The following is a 25,269-nucleotide window of genomic DNA, read 5'->3' as shown; positions in this document are numbered from 1 at the left end:
CAGTGACAGGGTAAAAGGAAAGTTACTTTGTTCATCAGCGTCCCATGAGCTGATGGTACCTTGCGTTAAGAGCTGCAAGGTCAGATTCGGTGAGGCCCGTGTAATAATCGGTTTTGTGCAAATGCGGATAACCGGCCGGAAATAATGATTCGTCGTCATCAAGGCAGATAAATGCTTTAACTCGATGTGAAAAGACAAAGTCCTCACACTCGGCAGCCCGCACACCAGTCTGTCCGTGTTTTAAATATACCGAACCGGTTGCACCTATGATTTTGTCTCTATAAGGCACCCGGAACAGAGATTTCAGATAACTTGTATTAGCGCACTCACGCCATGAGCTGGAGATAACAATCACCATGGCAGGGCAGTTATCCAGCAATTTCTCTAACAGTGGCATTCGCTCAAAGGTTTCATTTTTACACCTGTGGCAAACCCCATCGAAATCTAAGAAAAGCACGACATGCGAATCAGGGAGAGGGGCCCATAAACCAGCTGTTGTTTCTTCATGAACACATACTTCTTCATGATGAGGGTTTTTCTGGATCAAGAAAGAAGAGAGAATCTTAAATAAATTTCTTGCAGAAGAAGACAATATATTACTCCTGAGTCAGTGTGAAATATTTGTGGTGGTTTACCCAAGCCACTCGATGATCTTCTGTAATATCGGGTTGTATTTATTTAACAACAGGAGTCGGGTTTTGCTCCGGGACATTTTTAGCTATATGGCCATTGTATCGAGGAGGTTGCTGGGTCCATTGATAAAGCTCACCCATCCCGTTACGCTGCTGGATCCGGCGATTGTACTTTACCATGAAGTTAAATATGTACTTTGCACGTACCTTTGGGGTTTTGCTGTTGTAATCTGCAATCCCTTCAAACACATTGCCCTTGCGATCAACAATTTTTCTATAGAGCCACCATGTTCCAACCCAGAAACTTGCGCAAGCATCGTAAGCCAGAACCCGCCACGTTACCGTCGGGAAATGCTTTTTTATTTCAGGTAGATTGGATGAGTTGATCTGCATTGGGCCAATATCATAAGTGCCGTTAGTATTCCTGCTGAAAGTACCAACCTTACCGCCTTCATTGTCAAACAACGTAAAAACCAGTTCAGCATCAATTCCGAAGTAGCGGGCGGCATCCGTAATGCACTGAGTGTAAATCTCATCAGGAACGGGAATAGGTTTCACATCATCTGCTGGTGGTGTAAACACAACGATTTCTCCACTGAATCTACGTTTTATCTATTCTCCCATATATCTATCGACTTTCTTTCGGCTTTACCCGTTGATTTAAGCGTTTAAGCAAAATTCTGGAATTTTGGGGCGTGATAATATTAGTGCTCGATTTAAGGAGCGGAAATGAAAAAAATTATTAAGGCATCGGTATTACTTCTTTCATTAAGTACCGCCTTCACGATGAATGCCGAGCCGGTTAATACAATGGTACTGCCAGATGCAGCCCGGGATAAGCTCAAAGCCATTGGGCTTTCAATCGAGCACGTCGAACCCTCGCCAGTAAAAGATATTTTTACGGTGATTTCCAGGGAGGGGGTAAGTTACGTGAGCAAAGACGGAGATTACATTTTTACCGGAAGCTTATTCCACGTGAAAGGTAAAGATGTGGTAAACACCACTGAGCAGGCCATTTTAATGGGCGTCCGGGAATTCGCATCCAAAACAAAATCCATCGACTACAAATCACCAAACGAAAAATACCGGCTTGCTATCTTTACCGATATAACCTGTGGATACTGCCAAAAACTGCATCATGATCTGAAGTCTTATCTTGATGCCGGTATTTCGATTAAGTTTCTTGCATTCCCACGTGCAGGACTGAACTCGGTAGTAGCCGGGAACATGGCCAAAATCTGGTGTTCAGCAAAGCCAAACGAAGCTCTGGATGCAGCGATGAATCCGGTTTCAACTATCCCGGAAGGACGTCCTGATGAGGCTTGCTTAAACATTATCAAATCGCATTTCCAGGTGGCCTCAACAATCCCGCTGCAAGGTACTCCTACCATGGTGACACTAAGCGGCAAACCGCAGTTATTTACGGGGTGGCTGAGCCCGGAAAACCTGGTGACCCAAATGGGCGCTGCGCAAAAGTAACTTTTCCGACTGTAAGAGGTGTGTATGAAATCTACTTTACTGAGTACGTTAATGCTGGTTGCTGTAGGTGTACAGCCCGTTTTCGCTGCACAATGTCAGTACGGAGCCTGTGGAACGGAAAACGATCCCGGAATCGGATTTCTGATGTCATCGGTACAAATGGATAAAGGTGAACATCTAAAGGAACTCTCTGGTGTTGCGACCACAGGTGACACCATCTCTAAAAAGATGGAAAGCTACCTGGGAAATAAAAAGCTCAAGGTAAACACCGACAGTACCCGCAAGGGGCCGGGTAATACCACCATCAGGCCTACAGATGAGCTCGCCCCAACGAGGCAACTAAAAGTTATCCGGCCCGAACTGGTAAAAAATCCCGATTCGCAGCTCGTGGTAGCTTTCAATGAGCGCCTGGCCTGATTTATTGACTGAGAGCGTCCAGAAGGAAAAAAGATGTCGATACTCAGTAGCTTCGTCATCAGAGCAACGGGGATACCTGACAAAAAGTATCTCCGGGATCCCGTAATAAAACGTTGTTATAAACGTCTGAGTCGTAGGGTGCCTGCTCTAATGACGGGGTGGCTTCTGTGCATTCTGGGTTCAGGGTATGTCAGTATGGCACTGGAACAGCCTGATAGCACTGTATTACTCAGTCTGCTGCTGTTGTATGTTATGTCAGGCATTTTACTGATGCAGTTCCAGTATATGTATTCAGAGCGAAGCATAGGCTACAAGTTCTACCTGGAAGTGCTTATGAATGCAGCTGCCAGTACTCAACATAAAGAACAGTTACAGTATCTGTTCATTAATAAGCCCAATTCCATCACGATGGGCGATCTTTACCGACTTTATGATTTTAATGGGGGAGGGCGATAGCCACGTTAATGTGCGTGTCCAAAAGTCACTTTTGAACATTCTCTTCCCGCCGTCTGCTTTCAGTTCCAGGGGATCACTGCAACATAATTTCCGGAACGCAGCGGCGCATCAAATTTATCAGTAAAGGCGTCGATCATTGCTGAATAAGCAATGCTGTCTGACGGCACAGGTGCATTGCTTTGCATACTCACTTTCAGAACCTGCTTTGCTCCTTTCGCTGACGGGTATACCTCGACATCCAGCTGTCGCATATAGTGCATCTGCGACATCGTCTCAGTGCCTATTACCCCATCGACTGGCTTGTAGTCATAGTCAGTATGCAATTCGCCATGCTTGTCAGTTCTCGTTGTCTTTTTATCTACAACGTAGCCTGTCACCCCAGTAAGAAGCTGCTCGCTATACTGCATGTTCTCCTGTGAGCTGCTGATTCGGAACCTGAGCACATAATCTGGCTGGTGAGTGGAAATAATGACTCCTTTTTTTGCTAATCCATCAGCAAAACGGCCTGAAAACATTCTGGACTGAATACTTTCGTCCGGAGGGACTATCTGAAACCTTTTATTTGTAACAGGACGAGGCATTAGATCGTACGCATCTACCTGGTTTGCGAAATGATATCCGCATCCACTCAAAAGCATTGCGGTTGTGAGTATAAAGCCCTGCCTAATCATCCTTTAATCTCCAAAAAGCATTGTTTCACGAATAATTCCGATTTACCGGGCCAGTATAATCCATCGCAGGTTAATAACTAACAGGCTGAAAAGCATAAAGGTAGCTATGTCTAAAGAATTTTATTTAAAACCGATGGCCACGATTTTAATTTCTGCGGTTATTGCTACCGCTGCCTCGGCGTTAATCACGGCAACTTATTTTAAACCGAAGGTGCTCAGTGAGGAAGAAATTGGCAAAATTGCCGCTACTTACCTGGTAAAAAATCCCCATTATTTAGTGGAAGCAGGTAAGGCGCTGGAAAATCAGAACGTGAGTGCCTCAGTGGAACGAATAATTCCATATGCGCCAGCTCTGCTGGATACCAAGGAGACGCCAAACATCGGCCCTGATGACGCCGACGTCGCGGTAATCGAGTTCTTCGACTATCAGTGTATTTACTGCATGCGGGTTACACCTGTTGTTGAATCGGTAATGAATCAGAGCAAAGATGTAAAATTCTTCTTTAAAGAATTCCCGATTTTTGCCGGTTCAAAACCTGTATCTGCCATGGGGGCCGCTACGGGTCTGCACGTCTATCAGAATTTCGGTGCTGAAGCCTATCGTAAGTACCACAACAACCTGATGGCTGTGGCTCATACCTTCATGACCTCTCAACGCAAATTCGAACTCACTGACTTTAATACTGTGGTGGAAAAGTCAGGGTTTAACAGCACGTTTTCTGACAGGGAAAAAAACCGGTATGAAAACGTGATCTCCGGCAATATGCAGCTGGGCGAAGCGCTCGGGATCACCGGCACACCCGGTTTCATCATTATGAATATGAAAAAGCCGAATGCGGCGACTACCACATTTATCCCCGGGGCTATGGACGCAGCAACTTTGCAGGGCGCAATCGAAAAAGCTCGCGGGGCCTAAAGTTACTTTCACATTTGATGAGTACGGCCATGCCGGTCATGGCCGCTACGCTTTTACAACGAGTAATTCATCCCAGCGGGTCGTATATCTCGGTGATAGCATGGCCTGCTTCATACGAAAATCCTGTTGAATGCCTTCCCCCAGTAAAAACAGAGCTCCGCGCTTTTCTTTATTGAACCGGTCCATAACTTTCATCAGTGCCTGACTGCCAGGCCTGGCCGGGCGAGTATCAAACAGGCTGAGTTGCTCTGTGCCGTCAGTCATAGCGGAGAGCATTACCCCTGCTTTCGCATACGCTATCCCGGGTCTGTAAATGCGGTTCAGGATGGTCATGGCTGCATCAACCAGATCGCGGGTGTCCTGTGTAGCGGTAAGCGGCTCGATACCACAATTGCTGTAGCGGTTTTCACCTTGCGCATAATTGCTACTCTGAATGAAGACTGTGATTTGACGGGTCCACGAGCCATCCTTGCGCAGCTGCTCTGCCGCCCGGGCGGTAAAAAATGAAACTGCCTCATGTAGCTTGCCTATCTCATTAAGGCGCTGACCAAAACTTCTGGAAACGATAATCTGTTGCCTGACAGGAGGAGACTCGTGCAGCCGGAAACATGGTTCGCCATGCAGTTCCCGCCAGGTACGCTCGATTTCAACGCCAAAGCTTTTACGTAAAAAGCGAACGTCGCTATTATAAAAATCACCGGCAGTGATGATCCCGAAAGCCGACAGGCGTTCACTAATCTTTCGACCAATACCCCATATTTCTCTGGTACTGATCAGGCTCAGGAGCTTCCTGATCCTGGCCTGATCAGTCAAAACTACAACCCCGCCTGTAGCTGCCCATCGTTTGCTCGCATAGGTGCATAATTTAGCGAGGGTTTTGGTGCTTGAACAACCCACACCACAGGTAAGGGACAGATTATGAAGAAGTGTACTTCTGATCAACCGGCCGTAATCTTCATAATCTATTATCTTGTTCATGTTTTTCAATAACATGAAATTTTCATCTATGCTATATCGACTCGATTGAGGCGCGAAGCTTTCCAGCGTTTCATGGAAGCGATTTGAGTAGTCTTCATACAAAGTAAAGTTAGAGCTCCGGACTTCGATCCGGTGTTGCTGAATCAAATCCCTGCACTTAAAAATTGGGGTCCCACGCTTAATACCAACGCTTTTAGCCAGTTTATTCATTGCAATGACGGACGAATCGTTATTGCTGGCTATGATGAGCGGCTTTTTTGACAGCTTGGGATCCATCGCACACTCAAATGCCGCATAGGCTCCGTTAATATCAACGTGCATGTACATGGCTGAACTGATTCAGTGCAAAGGTGACGACGCCCCATATCTCAAGGGATTCAGGATTTACACGTATCGGCTTATAGGCTGGATTAGAAGGCATCAAAAGCAGCTCAGGATACGTGTGTAAGATCTTTACCGTAAACTCTCCATCCACCAGCGCAACGACGATAGAGCCGTGTCGTGCTGTTAAAGACCGATCCACAACCAGTATTGCTCCATCATTGATACCGGCATTGATCATACTGAGGCCCGCCGCCCTGACAAAGAAGGTTGAGGGGCGGTTGCGGACTACATATTCATGCAAATTTAATTCATTATCTTCATGCCCGGCGCACGGACTCATCACTCCACAGCTTAGTAAATCACTGAAAAAAGGTGCCATTTCGTAAGGCTTGTTGCTAATGTGCTCAAGGATAACAGACATAGCTACACTCGAATTCTTGTACTGTATGTATAAACAGTATTGCGAGTTGAAGAGAAAAGATCAAATCTCTCCGGTAACGCTATCAAGCCTGACGAAAAATTAAGCTTTATCATAAACATCAAAAACCATCTTTTACCGATAATGGCGAGCTGGCCTACGAAGAAGGTATACAAGCTAGGATGAAAGGATTCTGATGCTCCTCCCACCAAATTTTTTATCTCCTGAAGACCAGGCTGAGTACGATGCTTATATGGCAAGGTTCAGCGAGGTGGTGATGCTGCCAACTTACTGATTTAGTGTATGATGGTGTTTTTGAGGTGCTCCAGTGGCTTCTGTTTCTATCAGCTGTCCCTCCTGTTCAGCTACTGACGGGGTGGTGCGTAACGGCAAAAGCACTGCCGGACATCAGCGCTATCTCTGCTCTCACTGCCGTAAAACATGGCAACTGCAGTTCACTTACACCGCTTCTCAACCCGGTACGCACCAGAAAATCATTGATATGGCCATGAATGGCGTTGGATGCCGGGCAACCGCCCGCATTATGGGCGTTGGCCTCAACACGATTTTCCGCCATTTAAAAAACTCAGGCCGCAGTCGGTAACCTCGCGCATACAGCCGGGCAGTGACGTCATCGTCTGCGCGGAAATGGACGAACAGTGGGGATACGTCGGGGCTAAATCGCGCCAGCGCTGGCTGTTTTACGCGTATGACAGGCTCCGGAAGACGGTTGTTGCGCACGTATTCGGTGAACGCACGATGGCGACGCTGGGGCGTCTTATGAGCCTGCTGTCACCCTTTGACGTGGTGATATGGATGACGGATGGCTGGCCGCTGTATGAATCCCGCCTGAAGGGAAAGCTGCACGTAATCAGCAAGCGATATACGCAGCGAATTGAGCGGCATAACCTGAATCTGAGGCAGCACCTGGCACGGCTGGGACGGAAGTCGCTGTCGTTCTCAAAATCGGTGGAGCTGCATGACAAAGTCATCGGGCATTATCTGAACATAAAACACTATCAATAAGTTGGAGTCATTACCGCGCTTCCACTAACTCCATTTTGATAAAAAGCAGTCAAACCATCAGAACCAACTATTCCTTTATAATAGTAGGTTGAGTCGGGGGAAGCATACGTATTTGAAAGCGTATTATACATTCCCGATAGAACCCAAACAGACTCACCTGGAGCTAGAACATTATCACATACTGGAAGCTTCCAATTAGGTGGGGCTTTGACAATAGTATTTTTTTCTACTTTTAAAAGAGCGAGGTCCCGGTTCTTAGGATCATCAATATTGATAACTGTTGCTGGTTGGCTCCCATTCCTTGTTATTATACTTAGACTATAATCCTTGCTTGCATCAAGCCATAAATGTGAAGCTGTAAGAATATGTTGTTCATCGATCCAAGTACCTGAGCCGGAGATTGTCTTATTTCCAGACTTGATTTGAATTTTTACAGCTGAGTCCGAAAGCTCAAAATCATTGTGGTGCATACTTTGTTTATGAGGATTATCGGTGGAACAAGCAGAAATCAGTAAGGCTGAAAGAGCTAAAACCTTTCTATACATAGTCAGTTTCCTTCGAATAAGGCGAGTTTGGTTTCTAGAATATTTTATCCAGCGAGGAATTCTTCTAACGTGCTATCTTGGTACTGGGGATATATCTGCTTCATCATGCCAAAAGCAGCAACCGCTACGCTTTCTAAGTCGGAATAGAATTTAGGCTCCGTATTAAGATCATCACCATTCTTCAGAACGCCCTCGAAGCAGCTATAATCATTTCCGAACTCTTGAACAATAATCCAGCGCCCATCACGGAAACCTACGAGCATAACCGCTGAATTAGGATAGTCGCCAGCAGGCGTTAGCCAATCAAAGTGATAGTGCTTTATCGTATCATATTTCAGATGTACATTCATTATTCCTCCGTTGGCGATTACATTATTTGAGTTTTTTCATGGACTCTAAAGAAGCGAGGTAGGAATTATAGCGATCACCAAATTTTTCTTTCGCACGCTTAACGCGCATTTTCTCCGCGAGCTCAGTCTTGTTTTCTGCCTGGTAGGTCCTATTATTTTGCGTCTTTACTTCGGCCCCTGGGCCTGCTGCGTACGTTTTGTTTTTCTCGCTAATACACGCTCGGCATTTACTCTTGAGGCCAAACTTGCCCTTGAGCTCTTTTCCAAACTGTTCAAAGGGTTTAACTTGCTGACATGATTTGCATTTTTTAAAGCCCGGGGGGAGGTAGGTGTCAGCCATGAGCTGCTCCAGTAGGTATTGATTATAGGTGATTTTAACTTAAAGACGACGTCACTTTCAAACAAATCGACTACTTAACGCTGATCTTACATAATCCTGATTATGCGCACTTAAGTTGTAGTAGCAAAGTTGTAATGTCCGATAATGGCTAAGTTAAGATGTCCGGCGTGTATAATCAAGTAAGGATTACCATGACGGCTCTCGCAGCGGAGTTTTTCACATTGGATGAAGTTAACCGACTCAAAATCATTCAGGATGTCATCGACCGGCGTCTGACAACACAAATGGCAGCTCAGCGGCTTGGTATCTCCGACCGTCAGTGCCGTCGTCTGCTTGCGCGTTATCGTGAAGATGGTCCGATTGGCATGACCAGCCGCCGTCGTGGTAAATCCAGTAACAACCAGTTGCCTCAGGGACTGGCCGCATACGCGCTGAACATTATTCGCGAACGCTATAACGATTTCGGTCCGACGCTGGCCTGTGAAAAACTGTCTGAGGTGCACGGTGTTCATCTTTCCAAAGAAACCGTCCGTAAGCTGATGACTCAGGCCAGTCTGTGGGTCCCACGTAAGCAACGTGCGCCAAAAATTCAGCAACCTCGTTACCGCCGTGCCTGTGCCGGTGAACTCATACAAATCGACGGCTGCGACCACCACTGGTTTGAAAATCGGGGACCTAAGTGTACGGCACTGGTTTACGTTGATGACGCAACCAGTCGTTTAATGCAGCTTCTTTTCGTGAAATCTGAGTCTACTTTCACCTATTTTGAAGCGACCCGGGGCTATATTGAAAAACATGGCAAACCGCTTGCGCTGTACAGCGACAAAGCCAGCGTATTCAGGATCAACAATAAAAATGCAACCGGCGGCGACGGCGATACCCAGTTTGGCCGTGCGATGCATGAACTGAACATTCAGACCATTTGTGCAGAAACCAGTGCTGCCAAAGGCCGCGTTGAACGGGCGCACCTGACGCTTCAGGACCGACTGGTCAAGGAGCTCAGGCTCCAGGGCATCAGTTCCATGGAAGCTGCGAACGCATTTGCCGAAGAGTTCATGAACGATTACAACCGTCGTTTCGCAAAAGCGCCTCGCCAGGCGTTTGATGTTCATCGGGAACTGGATGTCGATGACGATCTTGATATGGTATTTAACTGGCGTGAAGCTCGTAAAGTGTCGAAATCACTCACAGTGCAATACGACAAAGTCCTTTATCTGATTGAAGACAGCGAATTCAGTCGTCGGGCGATTGGTAAATACATCGATGTCTGGCATTACCCGGATGGACATAAAGAGCTCCGGCTTAATGGCGTATCACTTCCCTACTCCACCTATGACAAGCTTTCTGAAATCGATCAGGGGGCCATTGTGGATAACAAACGTCTGGGGCGGGCCCTGGAAATGGCGCAGCTGGTCCAGGCCGAGCGGGATAATAACCGGTCGCAATCCGTACCATCCGGAGACGGCCCTTCTCGCAGGCGTAAAGCTCCCACGACGAAGAAATCCCAGCGTTCCCTGGATCAGGACGATATGTTCAATGCCCTGGTGAAACTTCAGTCACGCTCTGAAGAGATATTTGGGAAGAAACCGATTTAAAGCCCGGTAATCCATCCGGGCATGCCTGGCTGTCAGATTTTGGCCTGATTGACCCGTGCCGCGAGCTCCTGATGACTCTCTTTCCTTTCGCTGTAGCGGTCGGACAGGTAGGCTGTGTGCCCTTTCAGGAGTAACGTCATTTTGAACAACTCTTCGGTAACGTCGACAATCCTGTCATACCAGGGTGAGGGTTTCATGCGCCCTTCATCATCAAATTCCTGCCATGCCTTTGGCACTGACGACTGATTGGGGATGGTGAACATCCGCATCCAGCGGCCAAGTATCCGCATCTGATTGACCGTGTTAAACGACTGTGAACCACCACAAACCTGCATGACGGCCAGCGTTTTACCCTGGGAAGGACGAACAGCACCTTCACTCAGGGGTATCCAGTCAATCTGGGCCTTCATCACCGAGCTCATGGCGCCATGTCTTTCCGGAGAACTCCAGACCATTCCGTCACACCACCTGACCAGCTCGCGGAGTTCAAGCACTTTGGGGTGACTTTCGGGCGCATCATCGGGTAACGGCAGACCGGATGGGTTAAATATTTTCACCTCAGCCCCCATCTTTGCCAGCAACCGCCCGGCCTCTTCCGCTGCAAAACGACTGTAGGACCGCTCTCGTACTGAACCGTACAGGATGAGAATTCGCGGCATGGTTTCGTTGTTGCCCGTAAGTTTGCTGGCAAGCGCATCATCAAAATAAGCCGGTTCGATTGCTGGTAAGTCGGTCATAAAAAATCTCCATTTCATAAGCTATGCTTTAAAAGTTATCACATATGAAATACCATATGTATTGTTATTTTTTTACGAGGTTAAGCATGCTACAGCCTGTTCAGCTTTTTAAACTGCTCGCCGACGAGACCCGTTCAACTATCGTGATGCTTCTCAGGGAGTCCGGTGAAATGTGCGTCTGTGACATCTGTGCGGCAACCGCAGAGTCTCAGCCAAAAATTTCTCGCCATATGGCCCTTTTACGTGAAGCCGAGCTGGTCATCGACCGTCGCGAAGGAAAATGGGTGCATTACCGACTGTCGCCACACATGCCAGCATGGGCTGCGGGTATTATTGATACAGCCTGGAACTGTGAACGAGAAAACATACGCAACAAGCTCAGTAGCGTGGCATCTGTCTCCTGCTGATGGCGATATATATATCCGAATAAACAAATGTGAATGGAGTTTCTGATGTTACTGGCTGGTGCTATCTTTTTATTCACGCTCGTCCTGGTTATCTGGCAACCCAGAGGGCTGGGGATTGGCTGGAGTGCCTCACTGGGCGCAATTCTGGCATTGCTGACTGGCGTCGTTCATCTGGGGGATATTCCGGTGGTCTGGCAGATAGTGTGGAATGCGACCGCCACCTTTATCGCCGTGATCATCATCAGTCTTCTGCTCGACGAATCCGGCTTCTTTGAATGGGCCGCGCTGCACGTTGCCCGTTGGGGGAATGGCCGGGGGCGGCTGCTCTTCACCTGGATCGTCCTGCTTGGTGCGATGGTTGCGGCACTGTTTGCCAACGACGGTGCGGCACTGATCCTGACACCTATCGTTATCGCGATGCTGCTGGCGCTGGGATTCAGCCGGGGAGCAACCTTAGCGTTTATCATGGCCGCAGGGTTTATCGCTGACACGGCAAGCCTGCCACTGATTGTCTCAAACCTGGTGAATATCGTCTCGGCGGATTTCTTTAAGCTTGGTTTCTCAGAATATGCCGCCGTGATGGTCCCGGTTAACCTGGCCGCGATTGCGGCTACGCTGGTGATGCTGCATCTGTTTTTCCGTAAGGACATTCCCGCCGTTTACGACGTTTCTCTGTTGAAAGAACCGAAAGACGCTATACGTGATGTGAATACCTTTAAAACCGGCTGGCTGGTTCTGGTGTTGCTTCTGGTGGGATTCTTCGGACTGGAGCCGCTGGGCGTACCGGTCAGTTTGGTCGCAGCCGCTGGTGCATTGCTTCTGTTTGCTGTTGCGAAAAAAGGGCATGCCATTAACACCGGTAAGGTGCTGCGTGGTGCGCCCTGGCAAATCGTTATCTTCTCGCTGGGGATGTACCTGGTGGTCTACGGCTTACGAAATGCCGGTCTGACCCACTATCTCTCTTCCTTGCTGAATCAGCTGGCAGAGCAGGGATTGTGGGCGGCAACGCTGGGTACGGGCTTCCTGACGGCCTTCCTGTCATCAGTGATGAACAATATGCCGACCGTGCTGGTCGGGGCGCTGTCGATTGATGGCAGCACAGCGACCGGTGTTATCAAAGAAGCGATGATTTACGCCAACGTCATCGGCAGCGACCTGGGGCCAAAAATTACCCCTATCGGCAGTCTGGCAACGTTACTGTGGCTGCACGTTCTGTCGCAGAAAAATATCAAAATTACCTGGGGATATTACTTCCGGGTGGGCATTGTCATGACAATCCCCGTGCTGTTTGTCACGCTTGCAGCACTGGCGCTTCGTCTGTCTTTCACTTTGTAATGAGATACTGATATGAGCAACATTACCATTTATCACAACCCGGCCTGCGGCACGTCACGCAATACCCTTGAAATGATCCGCAACAGCGGTACAGAGCCGACCGTTATTCATTATCTTGAAACCCCACCATCACGAGCTGAGCTGGTAAAACTCATTGCGGATATGGGGATCACGGTACGAGCGCTGCTGCGTAAGAATGTCGAACCTTTTGAAGCGTTAGGGCTGGCGGAAGACCGCTTTACTGACGAGCAGTTAATCGATTTTATGTTGCAGCACCCTGTTCTGATCAATCGCCCTATCGTGGTAACGCCGCTGGGTACCCGGCTATGCCGCCCTTCTGAAGTCGTGCTGGATATTCTTCCCGATGCGCAGAAAAGCGCGTTCACGAAAGAGGACGGTGAGAAGGTAGTTGATGAAAAAGGTAACCGGCTGAACTAAACGTGTTCTTGTGACGAAGGGCGAGAGAACTCGCCCTTTTTTATTTAAGATAATCAGTGCTAACGGAGGATAAGAAGCGGTTGTTGCGTCTTTTGCAGCATTTCGGAGGTATGACTACCGATAAAGAACTGCCGCAACCTGGAATGACCGTAGGCCCCCATCACTATCAGATCGACAGCATTTTCCTCGGCGTAACGAATAAGCGCGTCCCCGACTGATTGCCCGGTAAGATGTGTTGTGCTGTTTTCTATATCCGCGTCACGTAAAATTTGCTGTGCGGTCAGCAGCTCTTCCTTCTTACCGTTTACCATGACAAGGTGGCACTCCAGCCCCCTGAGTAAGGGACTCATCGTCAGACGTTCCAGGTTACTCCTGCTTTCTTCACTGCCATCATAAGCCAGCATGACTCTGGAAGGCACTGAGTAGTTCTCCGGAACAACCAGTAGGGGTTTCTTTTGCAGACGAATAACGCTTTCCAGATGAGAGCCTACCGGATGCTGGCTACCCCGACGCCCCAGCACCATGAGACGAAGGTCGCTCAGCTCTGCCAGAACTTCATCCGGTGTACCGTGTTTTTGCATCAAAAGCACATCCGGGCTTCCCTGTTTTTGAAGCAGTTCAGCACAACTTTCCAGTATTGCTTTCCCCTGGGCCATCAGCAGGCGATTACGTTGCCCTTCAATTTCTACCAGCTCATCGGTCAGCAATTGCTGACTGTCTATGCCGAGAGTGCCGGTCAGGTCTGACACTACCGGGGTGCTGTCTTTTTCGATAACGTGCAACAGTGCTAGCTGTGATTGCAAAGTGCGGGCTGCCCACGCCGCATATTCACACACTGACCGCGTTGAAAGTGAACCGTCCACACAGGCTGTAACAGTATTATTCATAGTTTTCCCTCCAGTCTGTTAATGACCGCCCATCAGTTTTTCGACTTCTTCAGGTTTATCGTGAACACCAAACCGGTCAACGATGGTGCGGGTGGCTTCATTCATCCCACGTATTTCAACCCCGGCGCCCTCTCTACGGAACTTAATGACCACCTTATCCAGGGCGCTGACGGACGTGATGTCCCAGAAATGGGCATGTGAAACGTCTATCACCACATTCTCAATCGCTTCACGGAAATCAAAGTGGCTCGTAAAGCGGTCTGCTGATGCAAAGAATACCTGGCCGGTGACGGTATACGTCCGGCTCGTCCCCTCCAGAACTGAGGTTACACGCATGAACCGGGATACTTTAGTGGCAAAATTGAGCGAAGCAATCAGTACACCGGTCAGCACACCGAAGGCCAGATTATGTGTTGCCACCACAACCGCGACGGTGGCAAGCATGACCACGCTGGTTGAAAGGGGGTGTGTCCGCAGGTTGGCAATGGAGCGCCAGGAGAATGTCCCGATGGAAACCATAATCATCACCGCGACCAGCGCTGCCATCGGAATTTGGGAGACCCAGTTGCGCAGGAACACAATCAGGCAAAGCAGCACCACGCCCGCCGTGAGGGTTGAAAGTCGTCCGCGTCCACCGGATTTTACGTTGATAACAGATTGCCCAATCATCGCGCAGCCTGCCATTCCTCCGATAAAGGATGTGCAGATGTTCGCGATGCCCTGAGCTTTGCACTCCCTGTTTTTGTCGCTTGGCGTGTCGGTCATGTCATCCACGATAGTGGCGGTCATCATCGACTCAAGCAGGCCAACCACCGCAAGCCCCGCAGAATATGGCAGGATGATGAGCAGCGTCTGAAGATTTAAAGGCACGTCCGGGAGCAGGAAGACCGGCAGACTGTCGGGAAGTTTCCCCATATCCCCGACGGTTCGCACATCCAGATGCAGCCACATGGCAATCCCAGTCAGCACCACGATGCACACAAGCGGTGAAGGAATGGTTTTGTTGATATAAGGGAAGAGATAGATGATCCCCAGCCCTGCCGCAGTCATGGCATAAACATGCCATGTCACATTGGTCAGCTCAGGCAACTGGGCCATAAAAATCAGTATTGCCAGTGCATTAACAAACCCCGTGACCACTGAGCGTGAAACAAAACGCATCAGCCCGCCAAGCTTCAGATATCCGGCTATCAGCTGGAATACCCCGGTCAGTATGGAGGCAGCCAGTAAATACTGTAAGCCATGATCTTTCACCAGCGTCACCATCAGGAGAGCCATTGCACCGGTGGAGGACGAAATCATCGCCGGACGTCCGCCAAAGAAGGCCATAACGAGAGGAATACAGAACGCCGAGTAGAGGCCCACCTGGGGATCAACACCGGCGATAATGGAAAAGGCGATCGCTTCTGGAATGAGTGCGAGCGCGACAACAATACCGGCCAGAACGTCACCACGGACGTTACCCAGCCAGTCCTTACGCGTCGAGGACAGCAACATAGTAATTTCTCAGTTTTTAGATACAGTCAGCCCTGGAGGGCTACATTTTTACGTACGGTAAAGCACATCCGCAGACGGGATGTTATTGAGTGCGTGCTGAGGCTTGCTCAGTACGACAGAGGAAGGAAAAACTCAGGGTGGCGTAATACGCATAGCGGTTGTCAGATTCTCCATAGCGGATGTGTATATATTGTCGGCTCTGTTGTCAGGAAGAACTTACAGAACACGTCGCGTTTGAACATGAAACACTTCAAAGCAGCCCAATACTACAAATAAAGCGAATACGGGGTCAACCCAACAAGGTACTCAAACGAAGAGGTTAAGATGCGATTTTTATCCAGGAATTCAATATTATCAAAGGACATTTGAACTTTGCCCCACCCCGGACATCTCTACTTAGCTTTGACATAAGTTATTGATTCATATGTGGTTATTTTTTAACATTTACGTTTCACGTACTGATAGATTGCCTTTGAAGCCAACGCTGACCGTCATTCATCTTGATCAGGAATTTGGGCATCTTCTAAAAACACCTTTGTACGGTAATCATCTTTCCAGCCTAACCAAACTGAATCTTCACCACCGGAAGAAACAACTTTACGGTTTCCTGTGAGATTATCAGCCTGTTCTAAGCATATTGACTGCATATCAATGAGCAAATCAGCTTCTGCGACTTCCGTGCCGCCGATCGTTTCATAGCCGGAAATCAGAACAATTGCCTCAGGGTCTCTTTCGTTCAGCATGGCGATCAACTCTTTCACTTTCATTTTAAGATACCAGTAGTTTATTTGTGTGCATTGCTGATGGATTTTATAGTGCTGCCGACCTTTTTCAAGGTGCTTCCGTTGCTTCCAACGATCATGCTAACGACCTTGTTGTCTGACCTGGTATTGCCGTGGTCATCCTTTTAGAGAAATGCTCCAAAGATCAACATGGCGGCATAGGTTTTCCAGCTTGACCAATCAATCGTGGAACCAAGCAACAGATAGAATGCCAGGGCTACCAGCCCCAGCTTTACTACTAGCGCGATTATTATGGTGAAGATAGACTCATCGCGTTCGCCTTTAAGTATTTTATACCGCGTAATTAAACTGTCGTTTTTCATGTAGCATCCGTTATAGTTATTAAAGTCCTGCATTAGAAGTTGTTATTTGCCGAAGTTACCTTGTATGAGTTAACTGTGGATCCAAAAATACAAAATATAAGCTGTGCCAATTGAAAGGATTAGAAAAGCACAGTTACTAATAAAATCTACTAATGCTTGTAGCTTCTTTATTCTCACAATTGCTGGACCGTGTTCAGTAGAGGTACTACTCAGCCCTTTTGTTCTGGCACTCTCTGCTTTTCTGAAAAAATTGTAATGCAATCCTGACCGCAAGCAAAACCATGCCAAACCAGTCGTTATTACGATATTTATGTAGAAAGCATATTGAATCATTTGTTCAGTTTCGAAGCTTTCCATTGAAAACCCTTTGTTGAAATGTTGAATAAAATTATTTTTAGTAAATGTAAGCAATAAATAGAACGAATATTAATAGTGAAAGATGCAATGCCAACATCTGCTTATGATGCCTTATGAGGATTTCTTCCTTCGCATTCATTAAATCGTACATCTCATCAATATTTTTATTGCTGGTATATTCGAGACGTTCATCACGAAGTAATTTGAACTTTACCAATACGACAAGTGATTTAATAATAAAGCTCGTAAGCATAACAGTTATAGACAAAAATAAAAAATAGGCCAAATTCATATATCACTCCATGGAGATTAATAGAAAAATTTATAATAAGTAATCTCATAGAGCATTACTTGAATCTTCTTCCCATACTAAGGACTCACCGAGAAACTTAGTTAAAGATGATTTGGCATACTGTGGTTCGGAAAAAAAACGTGGGAACCAGCCGTCAAAGCTTTGGGTACCATTGTGACGATTTTCAGGCGAGACTGATAAGCGGTACCCGTCTTCGTAAGGTGAAATGCTAAATGTGTATCCATCATCTGTCTTTGAGATCAGCGTTTTGCATGTCATATGACTGTTTGCTCACAAAGTTACTTTTCTAAGATATCGAAAAGTGTGGATTAGATCATCATTCAGATAGTCTTTTCATCACAAACTTTCCTGCCCACATTATCACAATTATAAAGGTAATAAAACCGATCTGCTCCCAACGTAAATTGGTTTGCTGTTCGGAATCATCCAAATGAATTGCATAAATGTAACATCCGAAGGTAAGCGTGAGTGGAACAACAAGCATCCCTACCTTTTTAGTAATATTTCCAATAAACCACCAATAAAGAACCCAGGAAATAATAGAAGAATAAAAAATTGCTTCTGAAACTATCATATGTAACCTCTTGAATTAGTCGATGCTGTGGGTAAATAAACCCGGACCGTCAAATGATGCAATTGCAAAATATTTAGTAACCATGAATCCTTCGGTTATCTATTTCAGCCATGTATGCAGTAGGCTTTTTTAAGAGATAGATTGGTGAAACGACATTCGTTTTGACTTTATAAGCCAGAATGAAAACACCTGCGGAGCTTGCCATAAGTACCGCAAGAAGAATAGATACCGTTAACTCCTTTGGTGTTTGTATCACCGAAAGAAGAAACAATGCGCTTATGGCTGCAAAAATCCAGCAATATAATGATGCATCCATAAAACCAGCTACAACACTCGATCCAAAAAAAAACCAAAATAAACTTATTAAGATTACTGAGTTTTCATTCATGTCTGTTCCTTGTTATTACTAATTATATTATGCTTTATAGTTGACCGTCAGACTACCCACGGGTTTTGACGAACAAAGTCACGCACTCCATTTATACATGCTTTTGAGATGACTTCAAAATAAGGATGGTTTGATGGAATCATATTCCCGGTATTATCAAGAAGCATAATAGTCCCTAAAGACCGAACCAGTTGATATTCATTGAGCTTACGCTTTAGCAAAGTTTGCAATCTATAAATTGTCTCACCGGAACTGTTACCTTCGATACCTACAACAGAGACCGTACAGTTCACTTCCTGATTATCAGATTGATAATCGAACCAGTAATTTTCGTTGCAATTTCCTTTTTGCGCATGCTCAATTTTGCCAGGCCATTTTACCCATAAAGAAGAGTTGTTTTTAGATCGTAAGATCTGCTTCAGCGTTTCCAATGGATTTTTTTCATCAACCTCAGACCAGGCCGAAATAAATTCTTTCTGCATTGCCTTAGGGTCTATAACGGCAATGAAATCAAATTCCTCTTTATTGATAGAGTTGGCTCGATCTTTGAGATAAAACAGACCGAGTTTATATCCCTTTTCACTTTTCCAGTTTGCTCCCACAGGCTGATAGTCTGTATTTATAAACGGTTTGAAAGTGTGAGTGTCGGGAGAAAAAATTACTGAGGGTGCCAGCACCCGGCCTCGGTATCGTATTGGATTTACAAATATTTTTTCCCCGTCACATAACATTTCAATAATTGCTTTTGTCACAACTACTGAAATAGAAGGTCTACATGTATTTTGATTTATTTCCCCGAGGTGCGCCAAACTTCCATCCTCACTCTTCAACACCTTTGTAAGGCAAGTCGGGCAATACTGTTGATCTCTATAATAAACAGGCATGGTTAGACGACCGGAATCGTTTAGTACCAACTGAAGTAACGGATGAGGCTCTTTCATCATGGTTATTTCTTCCCTTTCACCTTTCTGGGCTTTTCGTTTGCCTGTCTCCACTGCCATGGTGGGACAGGGTTGGTGTCTGCCCATAACCCTTTTGCCTCCTTTTGTGCTGCGGATTCATATTTGATATAGCCAGGGACAATGGCGTTATCTTCGAACCGATAAACCCACGCATATCCACTGTCCACCATAGAGGCATTGATATCATATCCATCTAACCAGATGGTACCTAACATACGGCCATAGATATCCGTACCATGGTCTATCACGGTAACGATTTTAGTTGCTATAGCTGTGGTTAAGGCCTGTTTTGCTTTTTGGCCAAAAGCCTGTTTAGATTCAGGAGCGTCTATACCATACATCCGTATTTTGATGGTTGTGTTTTGAGCATCCAACGCAGTTATGGTGTCACCGTCAACAATCTTAACCACCTTTGCCTCAAAAGTTGTTGAGTTCCCCCAGGACGCCACTGGGAATACAACAATCATGATGGGCAAAAGTAACTTTGTAAAAAAAAACATCATTTCACCTGAATTTGTTGAGTACAGACATGTATCCACAAGCCTATTTACAGGCAGTATTTTAACAAGTCATTATTTCATGGGCGGGCTTAAAACCAATCTTTTTGCAACTTAAAGGCAGAATAATCACAATAAATTTAGAACCTGAACCAAAAAATAATCCAAATTAAGCGTGTTAATCTATCTCAAAGATATTATTCCTGAGAGAGTTTGGATGAAACGTTACACTCATGATCTTGAGACAGACCTGAATGATGTGGATAAAACACCATCTCTGATCCACAAAACTTTGTTAACAGCTTCGACTATTTATGACCTGAAATATCTGGCTCAGGTATTAAATGATGAAAATGGCAGTAATTGGTCCCGTGCATCCCTTAAACGTCAGGTTACATGCATACCTGAGCATTGTGATCTGAGTATCGCAGATGGACGCTATCTACAGACTTTAATACCTTCACGACCTGCTGATTATGAGGACAGGCACTTTAGCTTTATCGATCTGTTTGCAGGGATAGGTGGACTGCGAAGCGGATTTGATGCCATCGGTGGTAAATGTCTTTTCACGAGCGAATGGAATACTTATTCCAGCCGTACTTACCGGGCGAACTGGTATTGCGATGAGAACGAGCACCGCTTCAATTCAGACATCCGTGACATCACTCTTAGCAACCGGCCCGAGGTTACTGATGACGAGGCATACAAATTTATCGATGCCTCTATCCCGGATCATGATGTTCTTCTTGCGGGATTTCCATGCCAGCCATTCAGCATCGCCGGTGTCAGTAAAAAGAACTCTATGGGTCGCAAACACGGTTTCGAGTGCGACACTCAGGGTACGCTCTTCTTTGATGTGGCCAGGATCATCCGGGCAAAACAACCTGCAATTTTTGTTCTGGAAAACGTAAAAAATCTGAAGAGTCACGATAAGGGTAATACCTTTAACATCATCATGAAAACGCTCGATGAGCTTGGCTACGACGTCGCAAACAGCGAAAGCACGGGCGCGGATGATCCTAAAGTCATCGATGGCCGTCATTTCCGACCCCAGCACCGTGAACGTATCGTCCTTATTGGTTTTCGCCGCGACCTACGTCTGAAAGACGGTTTTACTCTGAGAGATATTAAAGACTTTTATCCGGACAAGCGCCCTTCTCTCTCAGATTTACTGGATCCGAGCGTAGATAGTAAATACATCCTCTCCCCTAAACTCTGGGAGTACTTATACAACTATGCAAAGAAACATGCGGCAAAAGGCAATGGTTTTGGTTTTGGACTAGTAGATCCTTCCAATGTTAATAGTGTCACCAGAACCCTCTCAAGCCGCTATATGAAAGACGGATCTGAAATTCTTATTGATCGGGGCTGGTCTCATGAGCTGGGAGAAACTGATTTCCATAACACATACAACATGGACCGTCGGCCACGCATGCTAACGCCACGTGAATGCAGCAGGCTAATGGGCTTCGATAAACCCGGGGAAAGTGTTTTCCGTATCCCTGTGTCCAATACACAGGCTTACAGACAGTTTGGGAACTCCGTGGTCGTTGATGTCTTTGCGGCCGTCGCCAAACTGCTGAAGTCTCGAATTGAATTTGCAGCCTCCCAGCGCTTGCGGCAGTTTTACGACGAAGTCAGCTGACCTGAGCTCCTTCATCAATTTAAATGCTTAAGATTGTTGTAATAATGTCAGAGGTCAACCATGACGTATTTCGAATCAGCTGAAGGTGAGACGGTATCTAAAGAACGAGCATTACAAGAACTGTCCAGGCATTGCGTTCCCGAAACAGATTTCGAAGAATTCTTTAGCGACATGGGCGTAAAGGAACAGTATGACGCTCAGGAAGTGTTGCTTTGGTTGGGATATTAAACTTCCTGTTTAGGAGACTACTATGAGCCAAAAATTCGCAGTGATGATTGCTTACGACGACGATCCAAACGTCAAAAGGTACTCACCTGACTTTCAAACGCAGGATGAGTTTGCTAAAGGGTGGCAGTCGGCTCTTAAAAAGGCACACCACACCTCAGGTCAAAAATCAGTCATCACCTGCGGATGTCGTGGAAAAGGAGAAAAGCGACTTTATGTTCGTGCTTTACCGAACGGTGATGCCTTTATTCTCGTCAAAGCCGCTAACACGGGCATTGAGCATGATCCTTCCTGTGTATTCTTCTCCCTTGATGCCCGGCATACCGGCCTGAAAGGATATGCGAGTGGTGTGGTCCGGATTACAACCGAAGGTGATATGGCTGTAAGGCTCGGTATCGGTATGACAGAGAAAGATCCTCCTGAAAAATCAGAAGTGCCTCCCCTGCCCCATGTTCAGCGACCAGAAGGAGGTCAGGCCTCAATGACCCTCCTGGGCTTGCTTAGTCTTTTGTGGACAGAGTCTGGTCTGAATGTCTGGTACCCGAAAATGGCAGGGAAACGTAACGATTCACTGGTACGGTATCGTCTGCTTGAAACCGCTAAACAAATTCGTACCGGCAGAGCCTGCATAGGTGACCATTTATTCATTGGTGTACCTGACCCGAAACAACCTGTCGCTCAGTCGCAAATTCAGCGTCTTTCATCACAGGCGATGAGTGATAAACGTCTCATGCTCCTGTCAGTTTTACCTCGCTACGATGCTGAAAAGCATGAGAAGCCACTTAAATTTTTACCCCTGCGGAATTTTGGGGGGCTACCGCTGATTTTTTTCAATTCAGAAGGCCATTGGGATAGCGTAAAGAAACGATTTTCATCGGAGTACGCAGCATGGAAATCCGGGGCGAAAATAGTTGTCTTTGCGTTGACGTCACCAGCTGCGGTAACCGGCAGAGGCCCTTCTGTAAGAGCTCATCAAATTGTGCTGATGCACGTTAGCGAGAACTGGATACCTCTGGACTCCTCCTATGAGGCGGTTGTTGCAGAAAAGCTGGATGCAGAGCACCGGCAGTACGTTAAGCCCATGCGTTATGATGCGAGTATTAGTGAGGTGTTCCCTGACTTCTACCTGCTCGACACAAAAAGCGATAAGCCGTTCCCGATGGAAGTATTTGGTATGGCCACTCCTGCTTATCTGGCCCGAAAGCAACTCAAAAAAGATTATTACAACCGTGAATATGGGCCTTATGGATGGTGGCACTGGGATGCGACCACAGCATCTGAAACTATGGTGCTGCCTCATTTTCCAGAATCACGTAAACCTCTTTCAACTGGCACACCTGCTTAAAATGGAGAAAAAATGTCATACATGCTTTCACTAAGCGAACAGACAAAACTGAACGCTTTCCTGTCAGGGATCCTTGATGATTACAAGACTGGGGTTATCACTCAGATACAAGCTGTTGGTAAAATCGGTAACGTGTTTTCTGCACTGGAAAGTGGAGACTCAAAAAAGGTAGTGCATTTGTTGACTGAAGGACGAAAACTCCTGCGGACGGGCTGAATGTCCGCAGAAGGTCTACTGTGCCAGGGGATGCAGAGAAGTCTATCAACCTGGCTTCATTTATCATGATGTTTTTCTACTACGCGGCTGTTTTGACTTTCCAGTACCTCCCCCTGCCATTGCACCAGTCAATGTATCAATGGTGCCTTTCAGGGATTCTGAGATTGTTTTCTCTGCCTCCAGGGTAGCTTCCAGCTTCATTACTTTGGACTGGAGCGTTTTTAATTCACTGCTTTGTTCAGCCACTTCCGCTTCATAGCCCTGGCTGACCAAAGTTACTTTTTTCAGGTCGGCGCTCAGCGACTCGTTTAGTTTATGGAGTTCAGTAAGCTCGGCATTCACCGCCACCAGGTCACCCTCCTTCCCGGACAGTGCACTTTTCAGCTCAGCACAGAGGTTCTGTGCAGCAATCAATTCCTGTTCAAACCTGTCCCTCTCTGCCTTTGTATCTGACACAGTCTGACTTAACTGGTCGCATTGTCTGGAAAGACCGGCATTATCAGAACGCTGAGTGTTGATCTCTTCGTTCAGCTTTTTTTGATATTCAAGGTGACCAGCGATCTCTGTTTTACGTTCAGCCAGTTGCTGGGAGAGTGAGTCATTTGACTGCTGTGCGAGGCTTAATTCATGCCGTGTGCTATCTAACTGGTGATGGCAGGTTTCGAGTTCTGCTTCGGCAACATTCAGCCTTGTTTCTAACTCCTTGACGGTACTGTCCCGGATCTCTAATCGACCCTGTAGCGCCTGATTCTCAAGTTTCAGCTCATCCATATCGGTAGCGCTTTGCTCAAGCCGCTGTAAAAGCTGCGTTACCTCCTCCTCCAGCTGCATGCTACGTGCTTCAGCTTTTTTAACACTATCACTCTGTATTGCGGTATAGCTTCTACGGTAGTGCCAGGTGATGTACGAGATAATATCGCCGAGTGCAACCTTCACCTCATCGGGTATATCCAGGTAACGGGCCTCTTCAGGAACCTCTTTAACATACTTCTGGTACTCAGCGAACATCTCCTGTGACCTTGCAAACGAGCCGCCAACAGCGTTTCTGAGCCAGTGAACTTTGAAGCTCAGATCGATATTTTCCGGGTTAATTTTTTTCTCTTCGCACAGACGTTCGATTGCATTGAAGTAATCGATCATCGCAATAGATGAGTACCTTGAACGACCCATTTCCTTTGATTTTTCTGTGGATTCGCTGCGGATGTCATTCTGCACCTCTGGCGAGGTAGCATCGTTCAGGCTTTTTTCTTTATCGTTTTCGATCATCATTTTTTTCCTGCGGCCGGAAGCTGGTTTGCAAAATATATGCTGATAAGATCGTTCAGAGCATTCAGAAGCGAGATACTGTCGATACAAATATGAACGTTTCCATTCTCAAACAGGCGACACCGCCAGCCATTCTCATCGCAGACCTCGCCTGTGAAATCTGTATTTCTCATGGCCGTCAGCCTGTCGACCATACTCAGCCCACCGCCGGTTGCAGGTGTTGGAGTATCAGAACAGATGCATACAATATTCTCAAAGTCGCGTAAACAAAAGTGATTGTCCTGCGAGAAACCGTTGTACCTCAGTACGTTCACACCAGGAAAAATCCCCCGAAGAACAAGCTTTTTCGGCATTGTATATTGCCGTGCATTGCTTTTAAAACTTCGGTCAAGCTTGTTGAGAACATCAACGAAACCTTCTGCAAGCGTGTCTCGTCTGTTAGCCAGTGCATGCTGTAATGTTCCCTTAACAATCTCCAGGGAAGCGACGGGCGGATCCGTACGTAGGGATTCGTTAAAGGCTTCTTTTTGCTTATGGTTCCAGTACCGGTCCATACCTATTTCTTCAAAGAGCCTTTTCCACGTTTTACGGTCAATTTCCTTACGCCCCTCCTCGATGGTGCGATCCAGTGACGACGGAAGACCAAATGCGTTGGGCTGCATAATTCTGCTGGTGAAGAGAGAGAGACCGCACAGTTCCGACGCTTCCGAGATTAACCGCATCCCTTCTTCGAATTTCTGCATGGCCATATCCCGGGCGCTGATGAGCTGCCCTGTCCGGCTCGCCGGTACTGGCTCAGAACCCTGGTTTTGAGTCATTTTACACTCCATTTTGGTATGTCAGAACATTTTGATTTGAGCAAAGGTAGGTGTACACAGACATTAAAGTTGTCTCCTTTAACATGAAAAAGACTTTAAAGTTGTCTACT

Annotated in this window: 32 protein-coding genes; 13 read left to right on the top strand and 19 right to left on the bottom strand. The window is 46.7% G+C overall.

Translation table 11 applies throughout. The features are described from left to right. Nucleotides 1-34: 34 nt before the first annotated feature. Complete coding sequence (locus ACOT0L_RS19890) at nt 35-592, bottom strand: HAD domain-containing protein (protein ID WP_001371950.1); 558 nt, start codon at nt 590-592, stop codon at nt 35-37. An 82-nt stretch (nt 593-674) separates the two neighbouring features. Continuing rightward, on the bottom strand, nt 675-1,214 hold the full coding sequence (locus tag ACOT0L_RS19885; protein ID WP_000494968.1) for a lytic transglycosylase domain-containing protein: 540 nt from the start codon (nt 1,212-1,214) through the stop codon (nt 675-677). 147 nt (nt 1,215-1,361) lie between these two features. Between ACOT0L_RS19885 and ACOT0L_RS19880 the strand changes: the two genes are divergently transcribed. The 3 genes from ACOT0L_RS19880 to ACOT0L_RS19870 all read left to right on the top strand — a co-directional run bounded on the left by ACOT0L_RS19880 (nt 1,362) and on the right by ACOT0L_RS19870 (nt 2,984). Continuing rightward, the gene (locus ACOT0L_RS19880; protein ID WP_000720274.1) at nt 1,362-2,111 is read left to right on the top strand and encodes a thioredoxin fold domain-containing protein; all 750 of its coding nucleotides are present in this window, start codon (nt 1,362-1,364) and stop codon (nt 2,109-2,111) included. Nucleotides 2,112-2,135: 24 nt separating this feature from the next. After that, on the top strand, nt 2,136-2,528 hold the full coding sequence (locus tag ACOT0L_RS19875) for a hypothetical protein (protein WP_000843243.1): 393 nt from the start codon (nt 2,136-2,138) through the stop codon (nt 2,526-2,528). A 195-nt stretch (nt 2,529-2,723) separates the two neighbouring features. Continuing rightward, nucleotides 2,724-2,984, top strand: coding sequence for a hypothetical protein (locus ACOT0L_RS19870; protein WP_001439466.1), 261 nt, complete (start codon nt 2,724-2,726; stop codon nt 2,982-2,984). 59 nt (nt 2,985-3,043) lie between these two features. On the opposite strand, the gene ACOT0L_RS19865 is transcribed toward ACOT0L_RS19870, so the two are convergent. Further along, nucleotides 3,044-3,391 (bottom strand): hypothetical protein, encoded by a 348-nt coding sequence (locus ACOT0L_RS19865; protein WP_121343843.1) that lies wholly within the window; start codon nt 3,389-3,391, stop codon nt 3,044-3,046. A 370-nt stretch (nt 3,392-3,761) separates the two neighbouring features. Here ACOT0L_RS19865 and ACOT0L_RS19860 point away from each other — a divergent pair, with 370 nt between their 5' ends. After that, complete coding sequence (locus ACOT0L_RS19860; protein WP_000031378.1) at nt 3,762-4,571, top strand: DsbA family protein; 810 nt, start codon at nt 3,762-3,764, stop codon at nt 4,569-4,571. A 45-nt stretch (nt 4,572-4,616) separates the two neighbouring features. Here the strand turns inward: ACOT0L_RS19860 and umuC are convergent, their stop codons facing one another. Continuing rightward, nucleotides 4,617-5,870 (bottom strand): translesion error-prone DNA polymerase V subunit UmuC, encoded by a 1,254-nt coding sequence (gene umuC / locus ACOT0L_RS19855; RefSeq protein ID WP_001371894.1) that lies wholly within the window; start codon nt 5,868-5,870, stop codon nt 4,617-4,619. Beyond that, complete coding sequence (umuD, locus tag ACOT0L_RS19850) at nt 5,860-6,294, bottom strand: translesion error-prone DNA polymerase V autoproteolytic subunit (RefSeq protein ID WP_000111290.1); 435 nt, start codon at nt 6,292-6,294, stop codon at nt 5,860-5,862. The genes umuC and umuD overlap by 11 nt, the downstream gene beginning before the upstream one ends. Nucleotides 6,295-6,619: 325 nt before the next feature. On the opposite strand from umuD, the gene ACOT0L_RS19845 reads away from it, so the two are divergent. Continuing rightward, nucleotides 6,620-7,317 (top strand): IS1-like element IS1B family transposase gene (locus ACOT0L_RS19845; protein WP_095033700.1). Its coding sequence is split into 2 segments (ribosomal slippage): nt 6,620-6,869 and nt 6,869-7,317, totalling 699 coding nucleotides; the frame shifts between segments, so codons are not numbered across the junction. Here ACOT0L_RS19845 and ACOT0L_RS19840 read toward each other — a convergent pair. From ACOT0L_RS19840 to ACOT0L_RS19830, 3 genes are read right to left on the bottom strand one after another with little or no spacing between them, the layout of a single operon-like run. Beyond that, a complete protein-coding gene (locus ACOT0L_RS19840; RefSeq protein WP_421637270.1) occupies nt 7,311-7,862 on the bottom strand; it encodes a trypsin-like peptidase domain-containing protein in 552 nt (183 codons plus the stop codon). The two genes, ACOT0L_RS19845 and ACOT0L_RS19840, sit on opposite strands and share 7 nt — an antisense overlap. A gap of 44 nt (nt 7,863-7,906) precedes the next feature. Further along, nucleotides 7,907-8,212 carry a hypothetical protein gene (locus tag ACOT0L_RS19835; RefSeq protein WP_001100610.1) on the bottom strand — a complete coding sequence of 102 codons (306 nt, stop codon included), beginning with the start codon at nt 8,210-8,212 and terminating at the stop codon, nt 7,907-7,909. Between the two features lie 22 nt (nt 8,213-8,234). After that, entirely contained in the window at nt 8,235-8,552 is a 318-nt protein-coding gene (locus tag ACOT0L_RS19830) for a hypothetical protein (protein WP_000785965.1), read from the bottom strand. 191 nt (nt 8,553-8,743) lie between these two features. On the opposite strand from ACOT0L_RS19830, the gene ACOT0L_RS19825 reads away from it, so the two are divergent. After that, nucleotides 8,744-10,147 carry an ISNCY family transposase gene (locus ACOT0L_RS19825; RefSeq protein WP_000125668.1) on the top strand — a complete coding sequence of 468 codons (1,404 nt, stop codon included), beginning with the start codon at nt 8,744-8,746 and terminating at the stop codon, nt 10,145-10,147. A gap of 32 nt (nt 10,148-10,179) precedes the next feature. Here ACOT0L_RS19825 and arsH read toward each other — a convergent pair whose 3' ends face one another. Next, nucleotides 10,180-10,884: an arsenical resistance protein ArsH gene (arsH, locus tag ACOT0L_RS19820; protein ID WP_000130816.1), complete on the bottom strand. Its 705-nt coding sequence runs from the start codon at nt 10,882-10,884 to the stop codon at nt 10,180-10,182. Between the two features lie 86 nt (nt 10,885-10,970). Here arsH and ACOT0L_RS19815 point away from each other — a divergent pair, with 86 nt between their 5' ends. Genes ACOT0L_RS19815 through arsC form a run of 3 tightly spaced genes read left to right on the top strand, consistent with a single transcriptional unit; the run spans nt 10,971 to nt 13,064 of the window. Continuing rightward, nucleotides 10,971-11,291, top strand: a complete 321-nt coding sequence (locus ACOT0L_RS19815; RefSeq protein WP_000941305.1) for a transcriptional regulator — start codon at nt 10,971-10,973, stop codon at nt 11,289-11,291. 45 nt (nt 11,292-11,336) lie between these two features. Further along, entirely contained in the window at nt 11,337-12,626 is a 1,290-nt protein-coding gene (locus ACOT0L_RS19810; protein ID WP_000922628.1) for an arsenic transporter, read from the top strand. Between the two features lie 12 nt (nt 12,627-12,638). Next, the gene (arsC, locus tag ACOT0L_RS19805) at nt 12,639-13,064 is read left to right on the top strand and encodes a glutaredoxin-dependent arsenate reductase (protein WP_000065802.1); all 426 of its coding nucleotides are present in this window, start codon (nt 12,639-12,641) and stop codon (nt 13,062-13,064) included. Between the two features lie 59 nt (nt 13,065-13,123). Here arsC and ACOT0L_RS19800 read toward each other — a convergent pair whose 3' ends face one another. From ACOT0L_RS19800 to ACOT0L_RS19765, 8 genes are all read right to left on the bottom strand, one after another. Then, nucleotides 13,124-13,951 carry a universal stress protein gene (locus ACOT0L_RS19800; protein WP_001066652.1) on the bottom strand — a complete coding sequence of 276 codons (828 nt, stop codon included), beginning with the start codon at nt 13,949-13,951 and terminating at the stop codon, nt 13,124-13,126. Nucleotides 13,952-13,969: 18 nt separating this feature from the next. Then, nucleotides 13,970-15,448 carry a SulP family inorganic anion transporter gene (locus tag ACOT0L_RS19795; RefSeq protein WP_000927306.1) on the bottom strand — a complete coding sequence of 493 codons (1,479 nt, stop codon included), beginning with the start codon at nt 15,446-15,448 and terminating at the stop codon, nt 13,970-13,972. A gap of 491 nt (nt 15,449-15,939) precedes the next feature. Then, nucleotides 15,940-16,215 (bottom strand): hypothetical protein, encoded by a 276-nt coding sequence (locus ACOT0L_RS19790; RefSeq protein ID WP_000864986.1) that lies wholly within the window; start codon nt 16,213-16,215, stop codon nt 15,940-15,942. Nucleotides 16,216-16,355: 140 nt separating this feature from the next. Then, nucleotides 16,356-16,553, bottom strand: a complete 198-nt coding sequence (locus tag ACOT0L_RS19785; RefSeq protein ID WP_001371914.1) for a hypothetical protein — start codon at nt 16,551-16,553, stop codon at nt 16,356-16,358. A gap of 986 nt (nt 16,554-17,539) precedes the next feature. Beyond that, the gene (locus tag ACOT0L_RS19780; protein ID WP_000637193.1) at nt 17,540-17,797 is read right to left on the bottom strand and encodes a hypothetical protein; all 258 of its coding nucleotides are present in this window, start codon (nt 17,795-17,797) and stop codon (nt 17,540-17,542) included. A gap of 73 nt (nt 17,798-17,870) precedes the next feature. After that, nucleotides 17,871-18,185: a hypothetical protein gene (locus ACOT0L_RS19775; protein ID WP_001005009.1), complete on the bottom strand. Its 315-nt coding sequence runs from the start codon at nt 18,183-18,185 to the stop codon at nt 17,871-17,873. A 47-nt stretch (nt 18,186-18,232) separates the two neighbouring features. Beyond that, the gene (locus ACOT0L_RS19770) at nt 18,233-19,129 is read right to left on the bottom strand and encodes a hypothetical protein (protein WP_000975181.1); all 897 of its coding nucleotides are present in this window, start codon (nt 19,127-19,129) and stop codon (nt 18,233-18,235) included. Nucleotides 19,130-19,131: 2 nt separating this feature from the next. Then, a complete protein-coding gene (locus tag ACOT0L_RS19765; RefSeq protein WP_000464825.1) occupies nt 19,132-19,647 on the bottom strand; it encodes a thermonuclease family protein in 516 nt (171 codons plus the stop codon). Nucleotides 19,648-19,861: 214 nt separating this feature from the next. Here ACOT0L_RS19765 and ACOT0L_RS19760 point away from each other — a divergent pair, with 214 nt between their 5' ends. Genes ACOT0L_RS19760 through ACOT0L_RS19745 form a run of 4 tightly spaced genes read left to right on the top strand, consistent with a single transcriptional unit; the run spans nt 19,862 to nt 23,075 of the window. After that, complete coding sequence (locus ACOT0L_RS19760) at nt 19,862-21,289, top strand: DNA cytosine methyltransferase (protein ID WP_000833380.1); 1,428 nt, start codon at nt 19,862-19,864, stop codon at nt 21,287-21,289. Between the two features lie 60 nt (nt 21,290-21,349). Then, a complete protein-coding gene (locus tag ACOT0L_RS19755; RefSeq protein WP_000220758.1) occupies nt 21,350-21,517 on the top strand; it encodes a hypothetical protein in 168 nt (55 codons plus the stop codon). 22 nt (nt 21,518-21,539) lie between these two features. After that, complete coding sequence (locus tag ACOT0L_RS19750) at nt 21,540-22,859, top strand: DUF1173 family protein (RefSeq protein ID WP_000078513.1); 1,320 nt, start codon at nt 21,540-21,542, stop codon at nt 22,857-22,859. Between the two features lie 12 nt (nt 22,860-22,871). Further along, entirely contained in the window at nt 22,872-23,075 is a 204-nt protein-coding gene (locus tag ACOT0L_RS19745; protein ID WP_000121164.1) for a hypothetical protein, read from the top strand. A gap of 63 nt (nt 23,076-23,138) precedes the next feature. On the opposite strand, the gene ACOT0L_RS19740 is transcribed toward ACOT0L_RS19745, so the two are convergent. Continuing rightward, nucleotides 23,139-24,344, bottom strand: a complete 1,206-nt coding sequence (locus ACOT0L_RS19740) for a hypothetical protein (protein ID WP_001371952.1) — start codon at nt 24,342-24,344, stop codon at nt 23,139-23,141. Beyond that, a complete protein-coding gene (locus tag ACOT0L_RS19735; RefSeq protein ID WP_000193207.1) occupies nt 24,341-25,159 on the bottom strand; it encodes a DUF4942 domain-containing protein in 819 nt (272 codons plus the stop codon). Before ACOT0L_RS19735 ends, ACOT0L_RS19740 begins: the two co-directional genes overlap by 4 nt. Nucleotides 25,160-25,269: the final 110 nt, after the last annotated feature.

Origin of the sequence: Enterobacter cloacae complex sp. XAL002 (assembly GCF_049236805.1) — a bacterium.
In the GTDB taxonomy this organism is placed as follows: domain Bacteria; phylum Pseudomonadota; class Gammaproteobacteria; order Enterobacterales; family Enterobacteriaceae; genus Enterobacter; species Enterobacter intestinihominis.
The sequence above is the reverse complement of the archived record's forward strand: the minus strand, read 5'-3'. Positions and strand labels throughout refer to the sequence as shown.

Bases quoted from the DNA above. Each gene is read 5' to 3' on its own strand.
- ACOT0L_RS19880 (WP_000720274.1), top strand. From the start codon at position 1,362: ATGAAAAAAATTATTAAGGCATCGGTATTACTTCTTTCATTAAGTACC.
- ACOT0L_RS19875 (WP_000843243.1), top strand. From the start codon at position 2,136: ATGAAATCTACTTTACTGAGTACGTTAATGCTGGTTGCTGTAGGTGTA.
- ACOT0L_RS19870 (WP_001439466.1), top strand. From the start codon at position 2,724: ATGGCACTGGAACAGCCTGATAGCACTGTATTACTCAGTCTGCTGCTG.
- ACOT0L_RS19865 (WP_121343843.1), bottom strand. From the start codon at position 3,391: ATGCAGTATAGCGAGCAGCTTCTTACTGGGGTGACAGGCTACGTTGTA.
- ACOT0L_RS19860 (WP_000031378.1), top strand. From the start codon at position 3,762: ATGTCTAAAGAATTTTATTTAAAACCGATGGCCACGATTTTAATTTCT.
- umuC (WP_001371894.1), bottom strand. From the start codon at position 5,870: ATGCACGTTGATATTAACGGAGCCTATGCGGCATTTGAGTGTGCGATG.
- umuD (WP_000111290.1), bottom strand. From the start codon at position 6,294: ATGTCTGTTATCCTTGAGCACATTAGCAACAAGCCTTACGAAATGGCA.
- ACOT0L_RS19840 (WP_421637270.1), bottom strand. From the start codon at position 7,862: ATGTATAGAAAGGTTTTAGCTCTTTCAGCCTTACTGATTTCTGCTTGT.
- ACOT0L_RS19835 (WP_001100610.1), bottom strand. From the start codon at position 8,212: ATGAATGTACATCTGAAATATGATACGATAAAGCACTATCACTTTGAT.
- ACOT0L_RS19830 (WP_000785965.1), bottom strand. From the start codon at position 8,552: ATGGCTGACACCTACCTCCCCCCGGGCTTTAAAAAATGCAAATCATGT.
- ACOT0L_RS19825 (WP_000125668.1), top strand. From the start codon at position 8,744: ATGACGGCTCTCGCAGCGGAGTTTTTCACATTGGATGAAGTTAACCGA.
- arsH (WP_000130816.1), bottom strand. From the start codon at position 10,884: ATGACCGACTTACCAGCAATCGAACCGGCTTATTTTGATGATGCGCTT.
- ACOT0L_RS19815 (WP_000941305.1), top strand. From the start codon at position 10,971: ATGCTACAGCCTGTTCAGCTTTTTAAACTGCTCGCCGACGAGACCCGT.
- ACOT0L_RS19810 (WP_000922628.1), top strand. From the start codon at position 11,337: ATGTTACTGGCTGGTGCTATCTTTTTATTCACGCTCGTCCTGGTTATC.
- arsC (WP_000065802.1), top strand. From the start codon at position 12,639: ATGAGCAACATTACCATTTATCACAACCCGGCCTGCGGCACGTCACGC.
- ACOT0L_RS19800 (WP_001066652.1), bottom strand. From the start codon at position 13,951: ATGAATAATACTGTTACAGCCTGTGTGGACGGTTCACTTTCAACGCGG.
- ACOT0L_RS19795 (WP_000927306.1), bottom strand. From the start codon at position 15,448: ATGTTGCTGTCCTCGACGCGTAAGGACTGGCTGGGTAACGTCCGTGGT.
- ACOT0L_RS19790 (WP_000864986.1), bottom strand. From the start codon at position 16,215: ATGAAAGTGAAAGAGTTGATCGCCATGCTGAACGAAAGAGACCCTGAG.
- ACOT0L_RS19785 (WP_001371914.1), bottom strand. From the start codon at position 16,553: ATGAAAAACGACAGTTTAATTACGCGGTATAAAATACTTAAAGGCGAA.
- ACOT0L_RS19780 (WP_000637193.1), bottom strand. From the start codon at position 17,797: ATGATAGTTTCAGAAGCAATTTTTTATTCTTCTATTATTTCCTGGGTT.
- ACOT0L_RS19775 (WP_001005009.1), bottom strand. From the start codon at position 18,185: ATGAATGAAAACTCAGTAATCTTAATAAGTTTATTTTGGTTTTTTTTT.
- ACOT0L_RS19770 (WP_000975181.1), bottom strand. From the start codon at position 19,129: ATGATGAAAGAGCCTCATCCGTTACTTCAGTTGGTACTAAACGATTCC.
- ACOT0L_RS19765 (WP_000464825.1), bottom strand. From the start codon at position 19,647: ATGTTTTTTTTTACAAAGTTACTTTTGCCCATCATGATTGTTGTATTC.
- ACOT0L_RS19760 (WP_000833380.1), top strand. From the start codon at position 19,862: ATGAAACGTTACACTCATGATCTTGAGACAGACCTGAATGATGTGGAT.
- ACOT0L_RS19755 (WP_000220758.1), top strand. From the start codon at position 21,350: ATGACGTATTTCGAATCAGCTGAAGGTGAGACGGTATCTAAAGAACGA.
- ACOT0L_RS19750 (WP_000078513.1), top strand. From the start codon at position 21,540: ATGAGCCAAAAATTCGCAGTGATGATTGCTTACGACGACGATCCAAAC.
- ACOT0L_RS19745 (WP_000121164.1), top strand. From the start codon at position 22,872: ATGTCATACATGCTTTCACTAAGCGAACAGACAAAACTGAACGCTTTC.
- ACOT0L_RS19740 (WP_001371952.1), bottom strand. From the start codon at position 24,344: ATGATGATCGAAAACGATAAAGAAAAAAGCCTGAACGATGCTACCTCG.
- ACOT0L_RS19735 (WP_000193207.1), bottom strand. From the start codon at position 25,159: ATGACTCAAAACCAGGGTTCTGAGCCAGTACCGGCGAGCCGGACAGGG.